This window comes from Williamsia sp. z34 (genome assembly GCF_059553395.1).
In genome coordinates, this window is record NZ_JCANWW010000002.1 from 144,649 (window position 1) to 159,252 (window position 14,604).

The following is a 14,604-nucleotide window of genomic DNA, read 5'->3' on the forward strand; positions in this document are numbered from 1 at the left end:
TCATCGGATGGCGCACTGGTTCCAGGAGAACATCGTCGACAACGGGCGACTTCCGCTGTTCGTGGCGTATATCGGCTTCATCCTGGGCTTTCTCGGGATCCGGATCAGTGTCCGCCTGATCCGCGCCGAGGTCAGCTGGTGGTTCAACAACGTGACACCGGGCGGCATGCACATCCACCACGTGGTGTTCGGGACGGTGCTCACGATGGTCTCGGGGCTCGGCCTGATCGCGATGTCGATCAACGGTTCGCAAGTGGTGCTCTCGATCTTCGCCGGCCTGTTCGGGATCGGCGCGGCGCTGGTACTCGACGAGTTCGCCCTCATCTTCTATCTGCGCGATGTGTACTGGGCCGAAGAAGGCCGGGCATCGATCGACGCGGTGTTCGTCGCCCTGGCGGTCATGGGCCTGTTGCTGATGGGCTTTCGTCCCTTCGACATCGATGACGCCGACACCGGTGATGTGGTCTCGTTGGTGGCGCTGGGAATTTCGCTGCTCGTCGTCGCGGTGCTCACCGGCATCGTTCTGGTCAAGGGCAAGATCTGGACGGGGCTGATCGGGCTGTTCATCTTCCCCTTGCTCATCATCGGGTCGATCCGGCTGGCGCGCCCGACATCCCCCTGGGCCCGGTGGCGTTACACCAAACGCGAGAAGAAGATGGCCGCGGCAGTACGCCGTGAACGCCGCATTCGGCGCCCACTGATCCGGGCCAAGATCTTCATGCAGGACCTGATGGCCGGTAAACCCGACGTCGCCCACGCCAAGGCCGAGGCCGAGGCCGAACTCGACGTCGTGGTTCATGCGGCACCGGCACCAGGGGAGTCCGGCGAGCTGGTGCTGGCCGAGACGATTTCTCACGGGCGGGGTCCTTCTGGCACAATTGACCAGTTGCCGATCGACGATCAGACGTCAGGATCTCCTGTCCGCTGATCCGTCGCGGAGACCAAACGAATCAGAGCACGAACCAGTCGAGCCGCAAGGCCGCTAGGTTCCTCTGCTCACGCCAACAGGATTGGAACCGACAGTATGAACACTCTGGATTTCTTGGACAACAAGTCCCTGCGCGACGACATCCCCGACTTCCGTCCGGGTGACACCCTCAACGTTCACGTGAAGGTCATCGAGGGCTCGAAAGAACGCGTTCAGGTGTTCAAGGGTGTCGTCATCCGTCGCCAGGGTGGTGGCGTCCGCGAAACCTTCACGGTTCGCAAGGTTTCCTTCGGTGTCGGCGTCGAGCGCACCTTCCCGGTCCACAGCCCGAACCTGGCCAAGGTCGAGATCCTGACCCGTGGTGACGTCCGTCGCGCGAAGCTGTACTACCTCCGCGACCTGCGTGGCAAGGCCGCGAAGATCAAAGAAAAGCGCTGACACACTAGGCTTGCGGCGTGGTCGACACCCCCCGCACTCCTGACGGTTCACGTCCCTACGGACACGAACCCGACAGCGACAATCCGTCCGGATCGGACGACTCTCCACGCCCCTGGCGCAGCCTGGACGATGATGATGGCCGAAAGCCCAAGAAAAAGGGTTCTCTGCTTCGCGAGACCGCCATCATCATCGTCTGTGTGCTCCTGCTGACCTGGGTGCTGCAGACGTTCATCGGACGGCAGTATGTGATTCCCTCGGAATCGATGCAGCCCACCCTCACCGGATGCAACGGATGCACCAACGATCGCATCGTGATCGACAAGCTGTCCTATCGCTTCGGTGATCCCGAGCCCGGAGATGTTGTCGTCTTCAAGGCCCCGACATCGTCGTGGGATCTGGGATGGCAGTCCCCGCGCTCATCGAACACCGTGGTCCGTGGCGCGCAGAACGCCCTGTCGTGGTTCGGCTTCGCGCCGCCCGACGAAAACAATCTGGTCAAGCGGGTGATCGCCGTGGGCGGTCAGCGCATCGAATGCCACAATGCCGACGGCACCGGCGCCAAGGTCGACGGCAAGCCGTTGGTCGAGCCGTACATCGACCTGGAACTGCAGCGGAAGAACGCCGAACTGCGGCCGGCCGAGCTCCTCGACACCAACGGCGAACTCAACTCGTGCTTCGGCCCCGATTTCGGACCGCTCGATGTGCCCGAAGGGCAGGTCTGGGTGATGGGTGACAATCGCGGCAATTCCGCCGACTCTCGTTTCCATATGGACGACCAGTTGCACGGCATGGTTCCGGTCGATGACATCCGCGGCAAGGTCCGAATGATCATCTACCCGTTCTCCCGCTTCGGCGGCGTAGAGTCCGTCAACCCACAGAAATAGCGATGTCCGTGGCAACGAAGTGGCCACCCCGGGTGGCGATTCGACGAGCGGCCGGTCTGCGCACCTTCGAGGCCGCGCTCAATCGCAGTGGACTCGGGCCGGTGGCCGGGGTCGATGAGGCCGGACGCGGAGCCTGTGCGGGTCCGCTGGTCGTGGCGGCCTGTGTCCTCAAGCCGACCGGGCTGGTTTCCCTGGCGGGACTTGATGATTCGAAGAAGCTCAGCGAATCCACCCGGGAGAAGTTGTACAAATCGGTGACCCGTCATGCACTCGCGTGGTCCGCCGTGATCGTCGACGCCGAAGAGATCGATCGGATCGGGATCCACGTGGCCAACATCGAGGGCATGCGACGCGCTGTGGCGGGTCTGCCGGTGAATCCCGGATACGTGTTGTCCGACGGGTTCGTGGTGCCCGGACTGACAGCTCCATCCCTTCCGGTGATCGGCGGCGACGGGGCCGCGGCCTGTATCGCCGCCGCCAGCATCGTTGCCAAGGTCACCAGGGACCGGATCATGGTCGCCATGGACCGCGAGCTCCCCGGGTACGGATTTGCCGTCCACAAGGGTTACAGCACGCAGATGCACATGAGCTGCCTCGACGATCTCGGACCGTCGCAGCAGCATCGGATGTCCTATCGCAACGTGCGAATGCGTGTCCGGGTGCCCTGATGGTGGTCGCGGTGCGGTGATCGCGGTCGGGCCGGCCCCGTTAGATGTCCTCGGTGCACAGGCAGGTGCTGCGGGCGCGTTACCCTTACAGGATGAGCGCCGAGGATCTCGAGAAGTACGAAACCGAGATGGAACTGTCCCTGTACCGCGAATACAAGGACATCGTCGGTCAATTCACCTACGTGGTTGAGACCGAGCGGCGGTTCTATCTCGCCAATGCGGTGGACATGGTGCCCCGCAATGCCGACGGAGAGGTCTACTTCGAAGTCCGGATGAGCGATGCCTGGGTGTGGGACATGTACCGTCCGGCCCGGTTTGTGAAGCAGGTGCGGGTGATCACGTTCAAAGACGTCAACATCGAAGAACTCGAGAAGCAGGATCTGCGTCTTCCCGAGAACGGTGTGCTCGGCGACTAGCCGCGCTCGTTGTCCGATCGCCTGAGCAGCAGCGTCAAAGCCGCCAATCCGGCCGTGGTCGCAGCGATCACCCAGAGGACCACCGACAAGGCGCCCAGGAACGAGCGGGCTGCTGCGTCGCGGGCGGCCAGTTGTATCTGAGGCTGTGCCGCAGCGGCCACATTCGACCGGATGTCGTTCGAGCCGGTGGCACCCGGTGACGATTGGCCACCCTCGCATCCCGGGGGCGTCTGTTCCGGATGCGATGACGTCAACTGCACATGCGCACATCGCGCGAACTCGTCGACCACCATCGGCGCAACAGCCGGGTTGACGGTGGTGGATGCGAGTTCGCGCGACAACAGGTGGGCCGCCTCGTCGACCGCCGAGTTCGATTGTGCGGCAACTTGGTTGAAGAAGAAGATGCTGATCACCGCGAGGCCGATCGAACAACCGATCTGCTGGATCGTGGGAATCGAACCAGAGGCCGACCCGACGTTGGATTCAGTGGTACCCGACAGGATGGTCGCCTGCAGCGGAGCGACGAAGACACCGGTACCCAGCCCGCCGAGCACCAATGGGAGCAGCAGCGGCACCACGTCCAGCGAGGCACTCGCGGGATCGACGAGCGTTGCGGTCCATCCCAGACTCACGGTGAACGCGAGCATCCCCACGGCGAGGGTGCGTGGCCCGATCCGGGCGACGAGCAGGGGGGAGACAAGCGACCCCAGCGCGGCGCCGACGGCAAAAGGAAATGTCAGGGCACCGGTTCGCAGGGCGGAGTAGCCCAATCCGAACTGGGCGGCGATGGACACCGTGAAGAAGAAGGCCGCGAAAACGCTGAAGAACAACAACGACAGCACCGCGCCGACCGAGAAGTTCCTGTTGCGAAACAGGTCCAGTCGCAGCAGTGGCCGCCCTCCACGCGATTGCAGGTTGCGTTCGTATACGACGAACGCGACCAGCAGGAGCAGGGCGACCACCAGCATCGCCAGAAGCCATCGGGGCCAATCCTTCTCCCGGCCCACGGCGAGCGGATAGATCAGCATGAACAGGCCCGTGGTGGACAGCGCCATGCCGATCAGGTCGAGTGGCGCTCGTTCCTCGGCGGCGATGTCCGGTAGCTCGCGAAATGCCAGCACGCAGGCCATCAACCCCAACGGCAGGTTCACCAAGAAGATCGTCCGCCACCCGAGCCCGGCGATGTCGGCCGTGATGAGGGCACCACCGAGCATCGGGCCCAGCATTGCCGCCACACCCGCTGTGGCGCCGTAGATCCCGAATACCAGGCCGTGCCTGACGCGCGGAAACAGTACGGAGATGATGGCGATCGTCTGAGCCGAGGCGGCCGCGGCACTCACGCCCTGGACGCCTCTGAGCACGATGAGCTCTGTGGCACCGCCGGCCGTTCCGCACAGTACGGAGGCAAGCGTGAAGCCCGCCAGAGAGATGAGGAAGACCCGGCGCCTGCCGAACATCTCTCCCAGGCGTGAGCCGGTCATCAATGTGCATGCAAATGCCAACGTATAGACCGTCGCGACGAGCAACTGGTCGGAATACGTCGCCCCGAGGTCCGTTGCCAGACTCGGCAGCGCGATGTTGACGATCGTGGTGTCGACCATCTGCATGAACACCGCGATGAGGCATGCGGCGAACGCCAGCCATGCCCGGCGGGACGGGATGGTCTGCGTGGGGGACTGGGCCGCAACAGATTCCGGGACTACCACCGTGAATGTGAACCTGCCGCTTCCAGCGATGGCACGTAGTCACCGTGGTCGGCGATCGTCGTGAAGATCTCGATGAGACGGTCGACGTACAGCTTGGTCGCCTGGCGGGCCTCGTCGGTGCCGGGGAACAACAGGCTGATCGTGGTCTCATCAGTGAAGCGGTTTATCCACAGGAATACCTCTTCAGAGCTGCCGCGGTTACCGAACAGCCCGGCATTGAGTGCGTCGAACACCTCGACACCCGGCAACTTCCGGACATCGATATACGAGACCATCGGCACCGACCATCCGGGCGGAACGTTGACGCCGCTGGAGGGCTCGACGAGCTGAAGGACGCGATGGAACGAGACGTCGGTGAGCTCTTTTCCGGCGTCGTAGGAGGTCTGAGCGGCACCGACGACGGATGTGAAGGTGGTGCTTGCGTCGATTCTGAGCGGCACCGGGATGAGGCTGGTGAACCAACCGACGGAGTTGAGTTCGGCTGGGGTCGACCGGGTGCTCTTGGGTGTGAGGCCCAAGTACTTCTCCTGACCGGTGAACTCATGGCTGGCCAGTGCCGCGACCGTCAGGACGCCGGCCACAAAGGAGGCACCGTTGTCACGGCACACGGTGGCGAACCGCTCGGCGTGGTCCTCGCTGAACAGCGCCGTGGACAGATGCGCGGTACGGGCGTAGCCCTCGCTCGACACGCCCAGCTCGAGCGGGAACGTCGGTAGGCCACCACCGTTGGCCTGCACGAGCTCGATCCAGCGCTTCACATGGGGCGAGTCCAACGTGAGTTCGGCGGATCCGGATCGTTCGCGCTCGCAGTAGTCGATGTAGCTGCCGACCTCGGCGAGGGTGTCCTCGGCGCCGAACGCCGCCGTCGCGTACAGCTGTAGCAACTCGACCACCGTCAAGGCGGCAGAGATGCCGTCGGTGACCAGATGATCGAACGCCGCGTAGAAGGTGAAACCGTCACCGTGCTCGATCGCGCCGAACGAATAGCAATCCCAGTTGAACGGACCCGGTGTCTCGGCCTCGACGTGTATGCGGATCTCGGTGGGTGAGTCTTTGTCACCGTGCACTGTCGGTACGAAATCGAAGATGCTCGGGTCGACGACGTGGCGGATGACCGAGCCATCCGGTTCGGCGGAGAACCAGCTGTGGAAGGTGTCGTGTCGCCGGAGGAAACCATTGATCGCCTCGGTCATCGCCGAGGTGTTCAGCGGTGCGGCGAAGTCGAACGCAACGAGGCACAGTCGAGAGAATCGGAAGCCGGCGTCCTCGTTGCGGGCAGCGGTCCGTAGATACTCTTCTTGTTGGTGCGAAGGCGGCACGGGGTGTACCGGCGCGCGGTTCGCGTCGGTGATCGACGCCAGCGATGCAACCCAACTCGTCAGTCGTCCCGGGTTGGGTTCCCACTCGTTGATCAGTCCGAAATTAACCATTCATCAAGCTCCTCTGTCGTTGAATGGAGTCAGCCATTCCAATGGCGATCAGTCGCCGGCATTCTCGGACCCCTGGTCCAAAAGCGGCAAAGAGCGATTGGGTCCGCTGATCGCGCAGTTGCACGAATCCCTGTCGATGTTTTTATTAAAATTCAGTCACGACGGTGTCACAGTATTGTTGAGCACGGTGAAAACTACATCGAAAAGCGGGGACAGACAACAGTCCGCGTTCATATGAACTGATTGAGCAAAATCGATGACAGACCCCCATACCCTGTGGTATGGGGTAGGTGCCCCAATGGAGATTGAACCGAAAGCATCAGTCGCACTGAGGGTTCAACGTGCTCTACCCTGCTCGTCATGCTCGGTAGTGGCCGGTCGGCCAGAGGGAGGGATTTGTGATACCGCATTGGTCTATTGCTGTCGGTAAACCAACGAGATCAATAAGAATTAATATCATCTTGGCAAACATGATGGCGATTGTGTTCACATTTTCGCTGGCCGCGGTGGGGCCCGCTCATGCCGAGCCGAGCCGTTCACATGACGTGATAAATGTTGTTGTCAGATCAACGTCGATGAATTCGGACATTACGGTCAAAGTGTTGCGCCCGTCCGATCAGACAAAACCGGTACCCACGCTATATCTGCTCAACGGCGCCGCCGGCGGCAAGGGCGGCAGCAGCTGGTTCGACCAGACGGATGTCTCGACCTTTTTTGCGGGCGAGCACGTGAACGTAGTGGTTCCGATGGGTGGCGCCGCCAGCTATTTCACGGATTGGCGCAGCGATGACCCGGTGCTGGGTCGACAGAAGTGGGCGACCTTCCTCACCGAGGAACTTCCGCCGCTGATCGATGCCCGGTTCAACGGCAACGGACGCAACGCCATTGCCGGTATCTCGATGGCCGGGACCTCTGTGTTCCAGTTGGTTCTCCGTGCTCCGGACCTCTATCGGGCGGTTGGTTCCTACAGTGGCTGCGCGATGACCAGTGACGCCGTCGGTCAGGCGTTCGTGCGCCTCACCGTCGAGGTGCGGGGTGGTGGCAACACCGTGAACATGTGGGGACCGCCCACCGATCCGGAATGGGTGCGCAACGATCCGTACGTGAACGCCGAAAAGTTCCGGGGCAAGGCAATCTATCTCTCGAACGGTACGGGGCTGCCGGGAAGCCACGACGTACTCGACGGTCCGGGTGTCAACGGCAGCCTGTCGAAACTCTCGGAGCAGATCGCGGTCGGAGCGATGATCGAGACGGCGACGAACCACTGTACGAACCAGATGCGAGATAGGTTGCAGCAGCTGGCAATACCGGCAACCATCGACCTACGTCCGAGCGGAACGCACAGCTGGGGTTATTGGCAGGACGATCTGCACGCGTCCTGGCCGGTGTTCAAGACAGCGCTGGCGGGCTGACCGGTGTCGGTGGGGTTCCCGCATTCCGTTTGAGTCCAAAAGTGAACGCCGCCAAGATGATGGTCATCGCGGCCAGCGACCATAACACCACATCGAATGCGCCCAGAAACGTCTGTGCGGCGGCCTGCCGCGCGGCGGGGCGCAGGGCGGGTTCGGCATCGACGGCGACCTTGGACTGCAGCGTGTCCGGTTCGGCGGATACATCTTTGCGGGCGTCAGGACAGCCAGGAGCCGGTGCGTCGGGTTGCGCCGACCCGAGTTGTGCTGTGGCGCACCGGACGAATTCGTTGATTACAAAGGGCTGCATCGACTTTGAGACCTCGGTGACGGTCAGGTCGCGGCTCAGTGAAGACCGGGCGTTCGAGACCGCGGATTCCGACTGCGCGGCCACCTGATTGAAGAACAGCACGCTGATCGCGGCGAGTCCGATGGACGCACCGATCTGCTGGATGGTCGGAACAGTCCCGGAAGCGGATCCGATGTTCGACTCTGATGTGCCGGAGAGCATCGTGGCCTGTAGCGGTGCGACGAACAAGCCCATCGCGAAGCCGCCGGCAACCAGCGGTGGGACGATCGCGGGGATCGAGATCGCGGCCGATGCGGGATCGATTATCAATGCGGTGTAGCCCAGTGCCGCGGTGAAGGCGATCGCTCCCATGGTGAGCGTGCGCGACCCGATCCGTCGGACCACCAGGGGTGAGAGAACCGATCCAACTGCGGCGCCGAACGCGAACGGCAAGGTCAGCAATCCGGTCTTCAGGGCGGAGTAGCCCAACCCGAACTGAGCGGTGACCGAGACCGTGAAGAAGAACGCCGAGAACACACTGAAGAACAGCAGGCACAGCGCGGAGCCCACCGCGAAAGACCTGGCGCGGAACAGACTCAGCGCCAGCAACGGATCACCACCGCGCGCCGTGAGTCGGCGCTGCTGCAACACGAATACGGCGAGCAGAAGGACGGCCGCGATGAGCATGGCGATCTGCCATGACGGCCAACCCTTTTCGCGTCCGGTCGCCAGCGGATGGATCAGCAGGAAGAGTGCCGTTGTGGACAGGACGATCCCGACCACATCGAACATCGGCCGGGTGGGCGAGGTGAGCGCAGGCAGGTACCGGAACCCGAGGCAACATGCGACGAGTCCCAACGGGAGATTGACCAGGAAGATCGTTCGCCAGCCGAGCCCGAACAGGTCCGCCGAGATGAGCAGCCCACCCAGCGTGGGTCCCAGCATGGCCGCCACCCCGGCGACTGCTCCGTAGATACCGAAAATGACCCCGTGCTTGGATTTCGGGAACGAGACGGAGATGATCGCCAGGGTCTGGGCGGATGCCAGCGCGGCGAAAGCGCCTTGGAGGGCGCGCAGGATGATGAGTTGCGTTGGACCCTGCGCAGCGCCGCAGAGAACCGACACGACCGTGAAGCTCGCCAGTGCGACGATGAAGACCCGGCGGCGGCCGAAACGCTCACCGAGACGGGACGCGGTCAGCAGGAAGCACGCGAATGCCAGGGTGTACGCGCTCAGTACGAGGAGTTGCTGCCCGTTGGTGGCGCCGAGGTCCGAGGCCAGGCTCGGAAGTGCGATGTTGACGATGGTCATGTCGACCATCTGCACCGACACCGCGATGAGACAGCACGCCAGGATCATCCACGACGATCGCGTGATCCGGTTCGGATCGGTTGTGGCCGAACGGCCGGCGACCCCGGTGGTCACTGGCGGCACCGTCACACTGCACCGGCCGGCACCGTGGTCGGCGTGTAGTCACCTTCCGCGACGATGGTCTTGAAGATCTGACGGATCCGGTCGATGTAGATGTTGACCGAGGCCCGGGCGTGGGACGAGTCCGGGTAGAGCAGGCTCATCGATGTGTGATCGGTGAACCGGTTGACCCAGACATAGACCTCTTCAGAGGTGCCGCGATTGCCGTAGAACTTCGCGTTGATCGCGGCGAACGTGTCGACGCCGGGCATTCGACGGGTGTCCATCACCGACACCATCGGGACCGACCATCCGGGCTGTGTCGTGATCGGCGATTCCGGCGTGTCGTCGAGGAGTTCGAGGACGCGATGGAAGGAGACGTCGGAGAGTTTGCGACCCGCCACGTACGCCGATTGCGTCTGGCGGACCAGGGAACAGAATGTCGAATCCTCGGTGAACTCGATCGGCACGGGGATCAGACTGGTGAACCATCCGACCGCACTGAACTCTTCGGGTGTGGTGCGAGTGCTTTTCGGCGTGATGGCCAGGTACCTGTCGCAGCCGGTGAACTCGTGGGCGGCCAGACCCGCAACGGTCAGGACTGCGGCAATGAATCCGGCCCGGTTGTCGCGGCAGATGCGGCCGAGGACTTTTGCATCGTCGTCGTCGAACAGTTCGGCGGTCAGGTGTGCGCTCCGAGCCTCCGTCTTGGGGTTCGGACCCAGACTCAGTGGAAAGGTGGGGAGGTCGCCGCCGTTGTCGCGGACCAGTTCGATCCACCGCTGAACGGATTCCGATTCGAGCGAGAGCTGCGCCGACGTCTCGCGTTCGCGCCGGCAGTACTCGATGTAGCTGCCGGGTTGCCTCGGCTCGGTCGCGGACTCGGGGTTGGCCGCGTTCGAGTAGAGCGTCATCGCGTCCACCAAGGCGATCGCCTGCGACAGGGGATCTGAATGCAGATGATCGATGGCACCGTACATCGTGAACCCGTCGGCGTGCTCAATTGTTCCGAATGTGAAGCAATTCCATTCGAGTGGACCCGGAGTTTTGCTTTGCGCAAGATTTCGAAGGTCCTCGGCACTGTCGATCATTCCGAAGTCGTGCGGAATGAAATCCACGTCGTCGGGGTGGATTACGTGACGGGCTATGGAGCCGTCGGCTTCGGCGGAGAACCAGCTCAGATGGGTGTCATGGCGGCGCAGGAAGGTATTGATGGTGGTGGTCATCGCCAAGCGGTTGAGCCGTTCGCCGGAATCGAAGGTGCCCACATAAAGGCGTGACCCCCTGACCTCACCTTTTTGTTTTCGCAGCGCCGTGCGTAGGTATTCTTCCTGCTGGTGAGATGGCGGTGTCTGATGAATCGGCGCGCGCCTGGCGGCGTCCAATGAGGCCTCGGACGCTGACCAGATGGTCAACTTTCCCGTCCTCGGCTGCCAATCGTCAATGAGTCCAAAGCTGACCATGAAACCCTTTCCGGCCTGCACTACGAAAATCGATGTCGACCGTACACAGTTGTAGGACAGGTGTACCGAGTCGAATAGTCGTTCGTTGTGTTCGGGCAATTCGCTCACAGATATTCGCGTGAACTTTGCATTCAGCATGCTTTAGTGACGACCCGAGCGCAACCGCACAGAGGTGCGGGAGGGTGGGATTCCAACTTATTCGCAATAAAGTCAATCAATTGATGGAAACCGATTGTGGGAAATGTCGAGACTTTGGTGGTGGCCACGTGCTAATGACGCTGTGGGCAAATGGAAACAAATAGTTCGCAAGGAGTTATCCCAGTGTTTACATAAGTTCGGTCGGCGCGCTCTGTTTGCAATTTCGACGTGCGACAGTGGGTCCATCAAACGCTGATCTGTTCTATTCTGCTGATCAACCATGGACGCGGGACGGGTGGCAGAGGGGTAGTCGTGATTCATCGGTCGATTCACTGGGCAGGGCGCGGGCGAACAGGTATTTCGATGGCCGGACCTGCCGTTATGGCGGTGATGCTGCTCGGTGGATCCGTTCTCGCGGTGGGGCCGGCACATGCGGAGCCGGAAGACCGGGTGGTCGATGTCGTGGTCCATTCCGCTGCGATGCGATCGGACGTGACGGTCAAAGTCCTTCCGGCTGCCGACCGATCGCATCCGGTCCCGACGATCTACCTGCTCAACGGTGCCGCTGGGGGTGAGGGCGGGAGTAGTTGGTTCGACAAGACCGATATCCGGACCTTTTTTGCGGGGCGGGACGTGAATGTGGTGGTCCCGATGGGTGGGGCCGCGAGCTATTTCACCGATTGGCGGCACGACGACCCGGTGCTGGGCAGGCAGAAGTGGGCGACTTTTCTCACAAAGGAGCTACCCCCACTCATGGATGCGGAATTCAGTGGCAACGGGCGCAACGCAATTGCCGGGATATCGATGGCGGGCACATCGGTCTTCCAGTTGGTTCTGCGGGCTCCGCAGTTGTACCGGGCTGTCGGTGCCTATAGCGGGTGCGCGATGACCAGTGACCCGGAGGGGCAGGCATTCGTTCGGCTCACTGTCGAGGGTCGAGGTGGCGGTAACACCGTGAACATGTGGGGTCCGCCATCCGACCCGGAATGGGTACGCAACGACCCGTACGTCAATGCGGCGAAGCTTCGGGGCAAGGCGATCTACCTGTCGAACGGTACCGGCCTTCCCGGGGAGTACGACGTGCTCGACGGACCGGGTATCGACGGGAATGTCCCCAAGCTCGCCGACCAGATCGCGGTCGGAGCGGTGATCGAGTCGGCGACGAACCGTTGCTCGGTACAGATGCGGGATCGCCTGCAGCAGTTGGGGATTCCGGCCACGATCGACCTCGGTGATCCCGGTACACATAGTTGGGCCTATTGGCAGGACGATCTCCACCGGTCATGGCCGCTGTTCCGGTCGGCACTGGCCGCTTGACCATGCGCAGGCCGTAGGAACCCGCGGGATCCGATAACAGCGGACCTCGAAAGCAGCACCGGCTTTCCACAGTCGGGTTTTGTGTCCACAGGCAGGCGGTGGGCGGGTGAGGTGACCGGTGATGTGCCGACCTCGATGGTCATGGTTGGTTCATGAATCAGTCGGGGAATCAACCGGATCAGGGTGGGGCGGGGCGGTCGCGCCGTGAGGTCGGGCAGTTGGGTGAGGATCTGGCTGTCCGGTTCTTGGAAGATGCGGGCTGGACGGTGGTGGCTCGTAACTGGCGTTGTCGCTACGGCGAGCTGGATGTGATCGCTGTCGACGGGGTCGCCTTGGTGGTGGTGGAGGTCAAGGCGCGGACGGGGGCCCTGTTCGCTGATGTCGCCGAGGCGGTGTCGTTCGAGAAGTACAAGCGGATGCGGCGGCTGGCCGCTCTGTGGTTGCAGGAGCAGGACCGGCGATGGCCGGTGGTGCGTTTCGACGTGATCGCGGTGCACTTGAACTCGGCGGGGGAGCCGACGTTTTCGCATCTTCGTGGAGTGTTCTGAGATGAAGCTGGGTCGCGTGAGGTCGGTGGCACTGCGCGGGGTCGAGGGTGTCGTCGTCGAGATCGAGGCGTCGATCGGGCAGGGATTGCCGGGCGTGCATCTGGTGGGCCTGGGGGACGCGGCGCTCAAGGAGGCGAAAGACCGCGTCCGGGCGGCGATCACCAATACCGCCGCGGCGAACAAAGGGTCCACGGATGAATCCGGTGGCGGGGTGCAGAAGTGGCCGGAAGGGCGGATCACCCTGGCGTTGTCGCCGGCGACGTTGCCGAAAGCAGGTTCGATCTTCGATCTCGGTCTGGCACTGGCCGTGTTGGCTGCGAACTCCGACAAGCCGTCCGAGTTGCTCGATAAGTCGGTGTTCATCGGAGAACTGGCGCTTGACGGGCGGTTGCGGCCGGTGCGGGGCGTGTTGCCGGCGGTGGTTGCGGCGCGTAAGGCCGGGTTCGCGTATGTGGTTGTGCCACTGGCGAATGTGGCGGAGGCGACGCTGGTGTCGGGGATCGAGGTCGGCGGGGCGTCGCATCTGAGGGAGGTGCTGGGGTGGTTGCGAGGGGCGAACGTACTGGACACGGTGTGTGAAGCGGTGGCGCGGGCCCCGGCTCCGATGTCTCCGGACCTTGCGGACGTGGTCGGTCAGGACGAGGCGCGGTATGCCATGGAGATCGCCGCCGCCGGTGCGCACCATCTGCTGTTGACGGGGCCGCCGGGGATCGGGAAGACGATGCTGGCGCGCCGGCTGCCGGGAATCCTGCCGCCACTGGGGGAGTCGGAGGCGTTGGAGGTCACCGCGATTCATTCGATTGCCGGTGGTCTGCCGGAACATCATCCGTTGGTGACCGAGGCGCCGTTCATCGCCCCACACCATTCGACGACCGTGACGGCGATGATCGGTGGGGGGACGGGAATGGCCAAACCGGGTGCGGTGTCCCGGGCTCATCGAGGGGTGCTCTTTCTGGACGAATGTGCCGAACTCGGGGTGAAGGTTCTCGAAACGCTGCGGACGCCGCTGGAGGACGGTGAGGTCAGGGTCGCCCGACGGGACGGGGTGGCGCGGTTCCCGGCCCGGTTCCAGCTGGTGCTCGCAGCCAATCCCTGTCCCTGTGCGCCTGCCAACGATGTGGACTGCGTGTGCTCGCCGACGGCGCGACGCCGCTATCTCGGGAAGTTGTCCGGTCCGCTGATGGATCGGGTGGACATCCGGGTCCGGATGGATCCGCCCGGCAACGCGGCGCTGACCGCGGGCGCCGCGGAGACCAGCGCCGACGTCCGTGAGCGGGTGATCGCCGCCCGTGATGCCGCCCGGGAACGGTGGCGTGGACAGGGGTGGCAGACGAACTCCGAGGTACCCGGTTCAGTGCTGCGGCGGGGCGAGTTCAGGTTGCCACCCGGCGTGACCCGTCCGATCGAATTGTTCTTGCGGGACGGTCGCGTCACGGCGCGCGGCGCCGACAGGGCGCTGAGACTTGCGTGGACACTTGCAGATCTGGCCGGCACCGGGGAGCCGTCGGAAGACCATGTGGCACAGGCATTGATGTTCCGCGACCGCGGATACAACTGAGG

At 63.0% G+C, this 14,604-nt stretch carries 13 protein-coding genes; 9 read left to right on the forward strand and 4 right to left on the reverse strand.

Translation table 11 applies throughout. The annotated features are described in order from the left end of the window. Positions 1-7 precede the first annotated feature (7 nt). The 5 genes from AC51GT_RS04995 (at position 8) to AC51GT_RS05015 (ending at position 3,334) form a co-directional block, all read left to right on the forward strand. Positions 8-928, forward strand: a complete 921-nt coding sequence (locus AC51GT_RS04995) for a hypothetical protein (protein WP_496328080.1) — start codon at positions 8-10, stop codon at positions 926-928. 96 nt (positions 929-1,024) lie between these two features. Beyond that, positions 1,025-1,366 carry a 50S ribosomal protein L19 gene (rplS, locus tag AC51GT_RS05000; protein WP_496325342.1) on the forward strand — a complete coding sequence of 114 codons (342 nt, stop codon included), beginning with the start codon at positions 1,025-1,027 and terminating at the stop codon, positions 1,364-1,366. A 17-nt stretch (positions 1,367-1,383) separates the two neighbouring features. Next, complete coding sequence (lepB, locus tag AC51GT_RS05005; protein ID WP_496325341.1) at positions 1,384-2,250, forward strand: signal peptidase I; 867 nt, start codon at positions 1,384-1,386, stop codon at positions 2,248-2,250. A gap of 2 nt (positions 2,251-2,252) precedes the next feature. Next, the gene (locus AC51GT_RS05010; protein WP_496325340.1) at positions 2,253-2,918 is read left to right on the forward strand and encodes a ribonuclease HII; all 666 of its coding nucleotides are present in this window, start codon (positions 2,253-2,255) and stop codon (positions 2,916-2,918) included. 92 nt (positions 2,919-3,010) lie between these two features. Next, complete coding sequence (locus AC51GT_RS05015; protein ID WP_496325339.1) at positions 3,011-3,334, forward strand: DUF2469 domain-containing protein; 324 nt, start codon at positions 3,011-3,013, stop codon at positions 3,332-3,334. Here AC51GT_RS05015 and AC51GT_RS05020 read toward each other — a convergent pair. Both AC51GT_RS05020 and AC51GT_RS05025 read right to left on the reverse strand, forming a co-directional pair. Beyond that, positions 3,331-5,040: a DHA2 family efflux MFS transporter permease subunit gene (locus tag AC51GT_RS05020; RefSeq protein ID WP_496325338.1), complete on the reverse strand. Its 1,710-nt coding sequence runs from the start codon at positions 5,038-5,040 to the stop codon at positions 3,331-3,333. The two genes, AC51GT_RS05015 and AC51GT_RS05020, sit on opposite strands and share 4 nt — an antisense overlap. Next, entirely contained in the window at positions 5,034-6,470 is a 1,437-nt protein-coding gene (locus AC51GT_RS05025; RefSeq protein ID WP_496328081.1) for a condensation domain-containing protein, read from the reverse strand. Before AC51GT_RS05025 ends, AC51GT_RS05020 begins: the two co-directional genes overlap by 7 nt. Positions 6,471-6,940: 470 nt before the next feature. On the opposite strand from AC51GT_RS05025, the gene AC51GT_RS05030 reads away from it, so the two are divergent. Beyond that, positions 6,941-7,882: an alpha/beta hydrolase gene (locus tag AC51GT_RS05030; RefSeq protein ID WP_496328082.1), complete on the forward strand. Its 942-nt coding sequence runs from the start codon at positions 6,941-6,943 to the stop codon at positions 7,880-7,882. On the opposite strand, the gene AC51GT_RS05035 is transcribed toward AC51GT_RS05030, so the two are convergent. Both AC51GT_RS05035 and AC51GT_RS05040 read right to left on the reverse strand, forming a co-directional pair. Further along, positions 7,860-9,593 carry an MFS transporter gene (locus tag AC51GT_RS05035; RefSeq protein WP_496328083.1) on the reverse strand — a complete coding sequence of 578 codons (1,734 nt, stop codon included), beginning with the start codon at positions 9,591-9,593 and terminating at the stop codon, positions 7,860-7,862. The two genes, AC51GT_RS05030 and AC51GT_RS05035, sit on opposite strands and share 23 nt — an antisense overlap. Positions 9,594-9,604: 11 nt before the next feature. Further along, on the reverse strand, positions 9,605-11,179 hold the full coding sequence (locus tag AC51GT_RS05040; RefSeq protein WP_496328084.1) for a condensation domain-containing protein: 1,575 nt from the start codon (positions 11,177-11,179) through the stop codon (positions 9,605-9,607). Positions 11,180-11,542: 363 nt separating this feature from the next. On the opposite strand from AC51GT_RS05040, the gene AC51GT_RS05045 reads away from it, so the two are divergent. The 3 genes from AC51GT_RS05045 (at position 11,543) to AC51GT_RS05055 (ending at position 14,602) form a co-directional block, all read left to right on the forward strand. Further along, positions 11,543-12,496 carry an alpha/beta hydrolase gene (locus AC51GT_RS05045; protein WP_496328085.1) on the forward strand — a complete coding sequence of 318 codons (954 nt, stop codon included), beginning with the start codon at positions 11,543-11,545 and terminating at the stop codon, positions 12,494-12,496. Positions 12,497-12,648: 152 nt separating this feature from the next. Next, positions 12,649-13,044 (forward strand): YraN family protein, encoded by a 396-nt coding sequence (locus AC51GT_RS05050; RefSeq protein ID WP_496325333.1) that lies wholly within the window; start codon positions 12,649-12,651, stop codon positions 13,042-13,044. 1 nt (position 13,045) lies between these two features. Further along, the gene (locus tag AC51GT_RS05055) at positions 13,046-14,602 is read left to right on the forward strand and encodes a YifB family Mg chelatase-like AAA ATPase (RefSeq protein WP_496328086.1); all 1,557 of its coding nucleotides are present in this window, start codon (positions 13,046-13,048) and stop codon (positions 14,600-14,602) included. Positions 14,603-14,604 lie beyond the last annotated feature (2 nt).

Coding starts and splice junctions, on each gene's coding strand:
- AC51GT_RS05015 (WP_496325339.1), top strand. CDS start 3,011: ATGAGCGCCGAGGATCTCGAGAAGTACGAAACCGAGATGGAACTGTCC.
- AC51GT_RS04995 (WP_496328080.1), top strand. CDS start 8: ATGGCGCACTGGTTCCAGGAGAACATCGTCGACAACGGGCGACTTCCG.
- AC51GT_RS05050 (WP_496325333.1), top strand. CDS start 12,649: ATGAATCAGTCGGGGAATCAACCGGATCAGGGTGGGGCGGGGCGGTCG.
- AC51GT_RS05025 (WP_496328081.1), bottom strand. CDS start 6,470: ATGGTTAATTTCGGACTGATCAACGAGTGGGAACCCAACCCGGGACGA.
- rplS (WP_496325342.1), top strand. CDS start 1,025: ATGAACACTCTGGATTTCTTGGACAACAAGTCCCTGCGCGACGACATC.
- AC51GT_RS05030 (WP_496328082.1), top strand. CDS start 6,941: ATGATGGCGATTGTGTTCACATTTTCGCTGGCCGCGGTGGGGCCCGCT.
- AC51GT_RS05045 (WP_496328085.1), top strand. CDS start 11,543: ATGGCCGGACCTGCCGTTATGGCGGTGATGCTGCTCGGTGGATCCGTT.
- AC51GT_RS05040 (WP_496328084.1), bottom strand. CDS start 11,179: ATGCTGAATGCAAAGTTCACGCGAATATCTGTGAGCGAATTGCCCGAA.
- AC51GT_RS05055 (WP_496328086.1), top strand. CDS start 13,046: ATGAAGCTGGGTCGCGTGAGGTCGGTGGCACTGCGCGGGGTCGAGGGT.
- AC51GT_RS05010 (WP_496325340.1), top strand. CDS start 2,253: ATGTCCGTGGCAACGAAGTGGCCACCCCGGGTGGCGATTCGACGAGCG.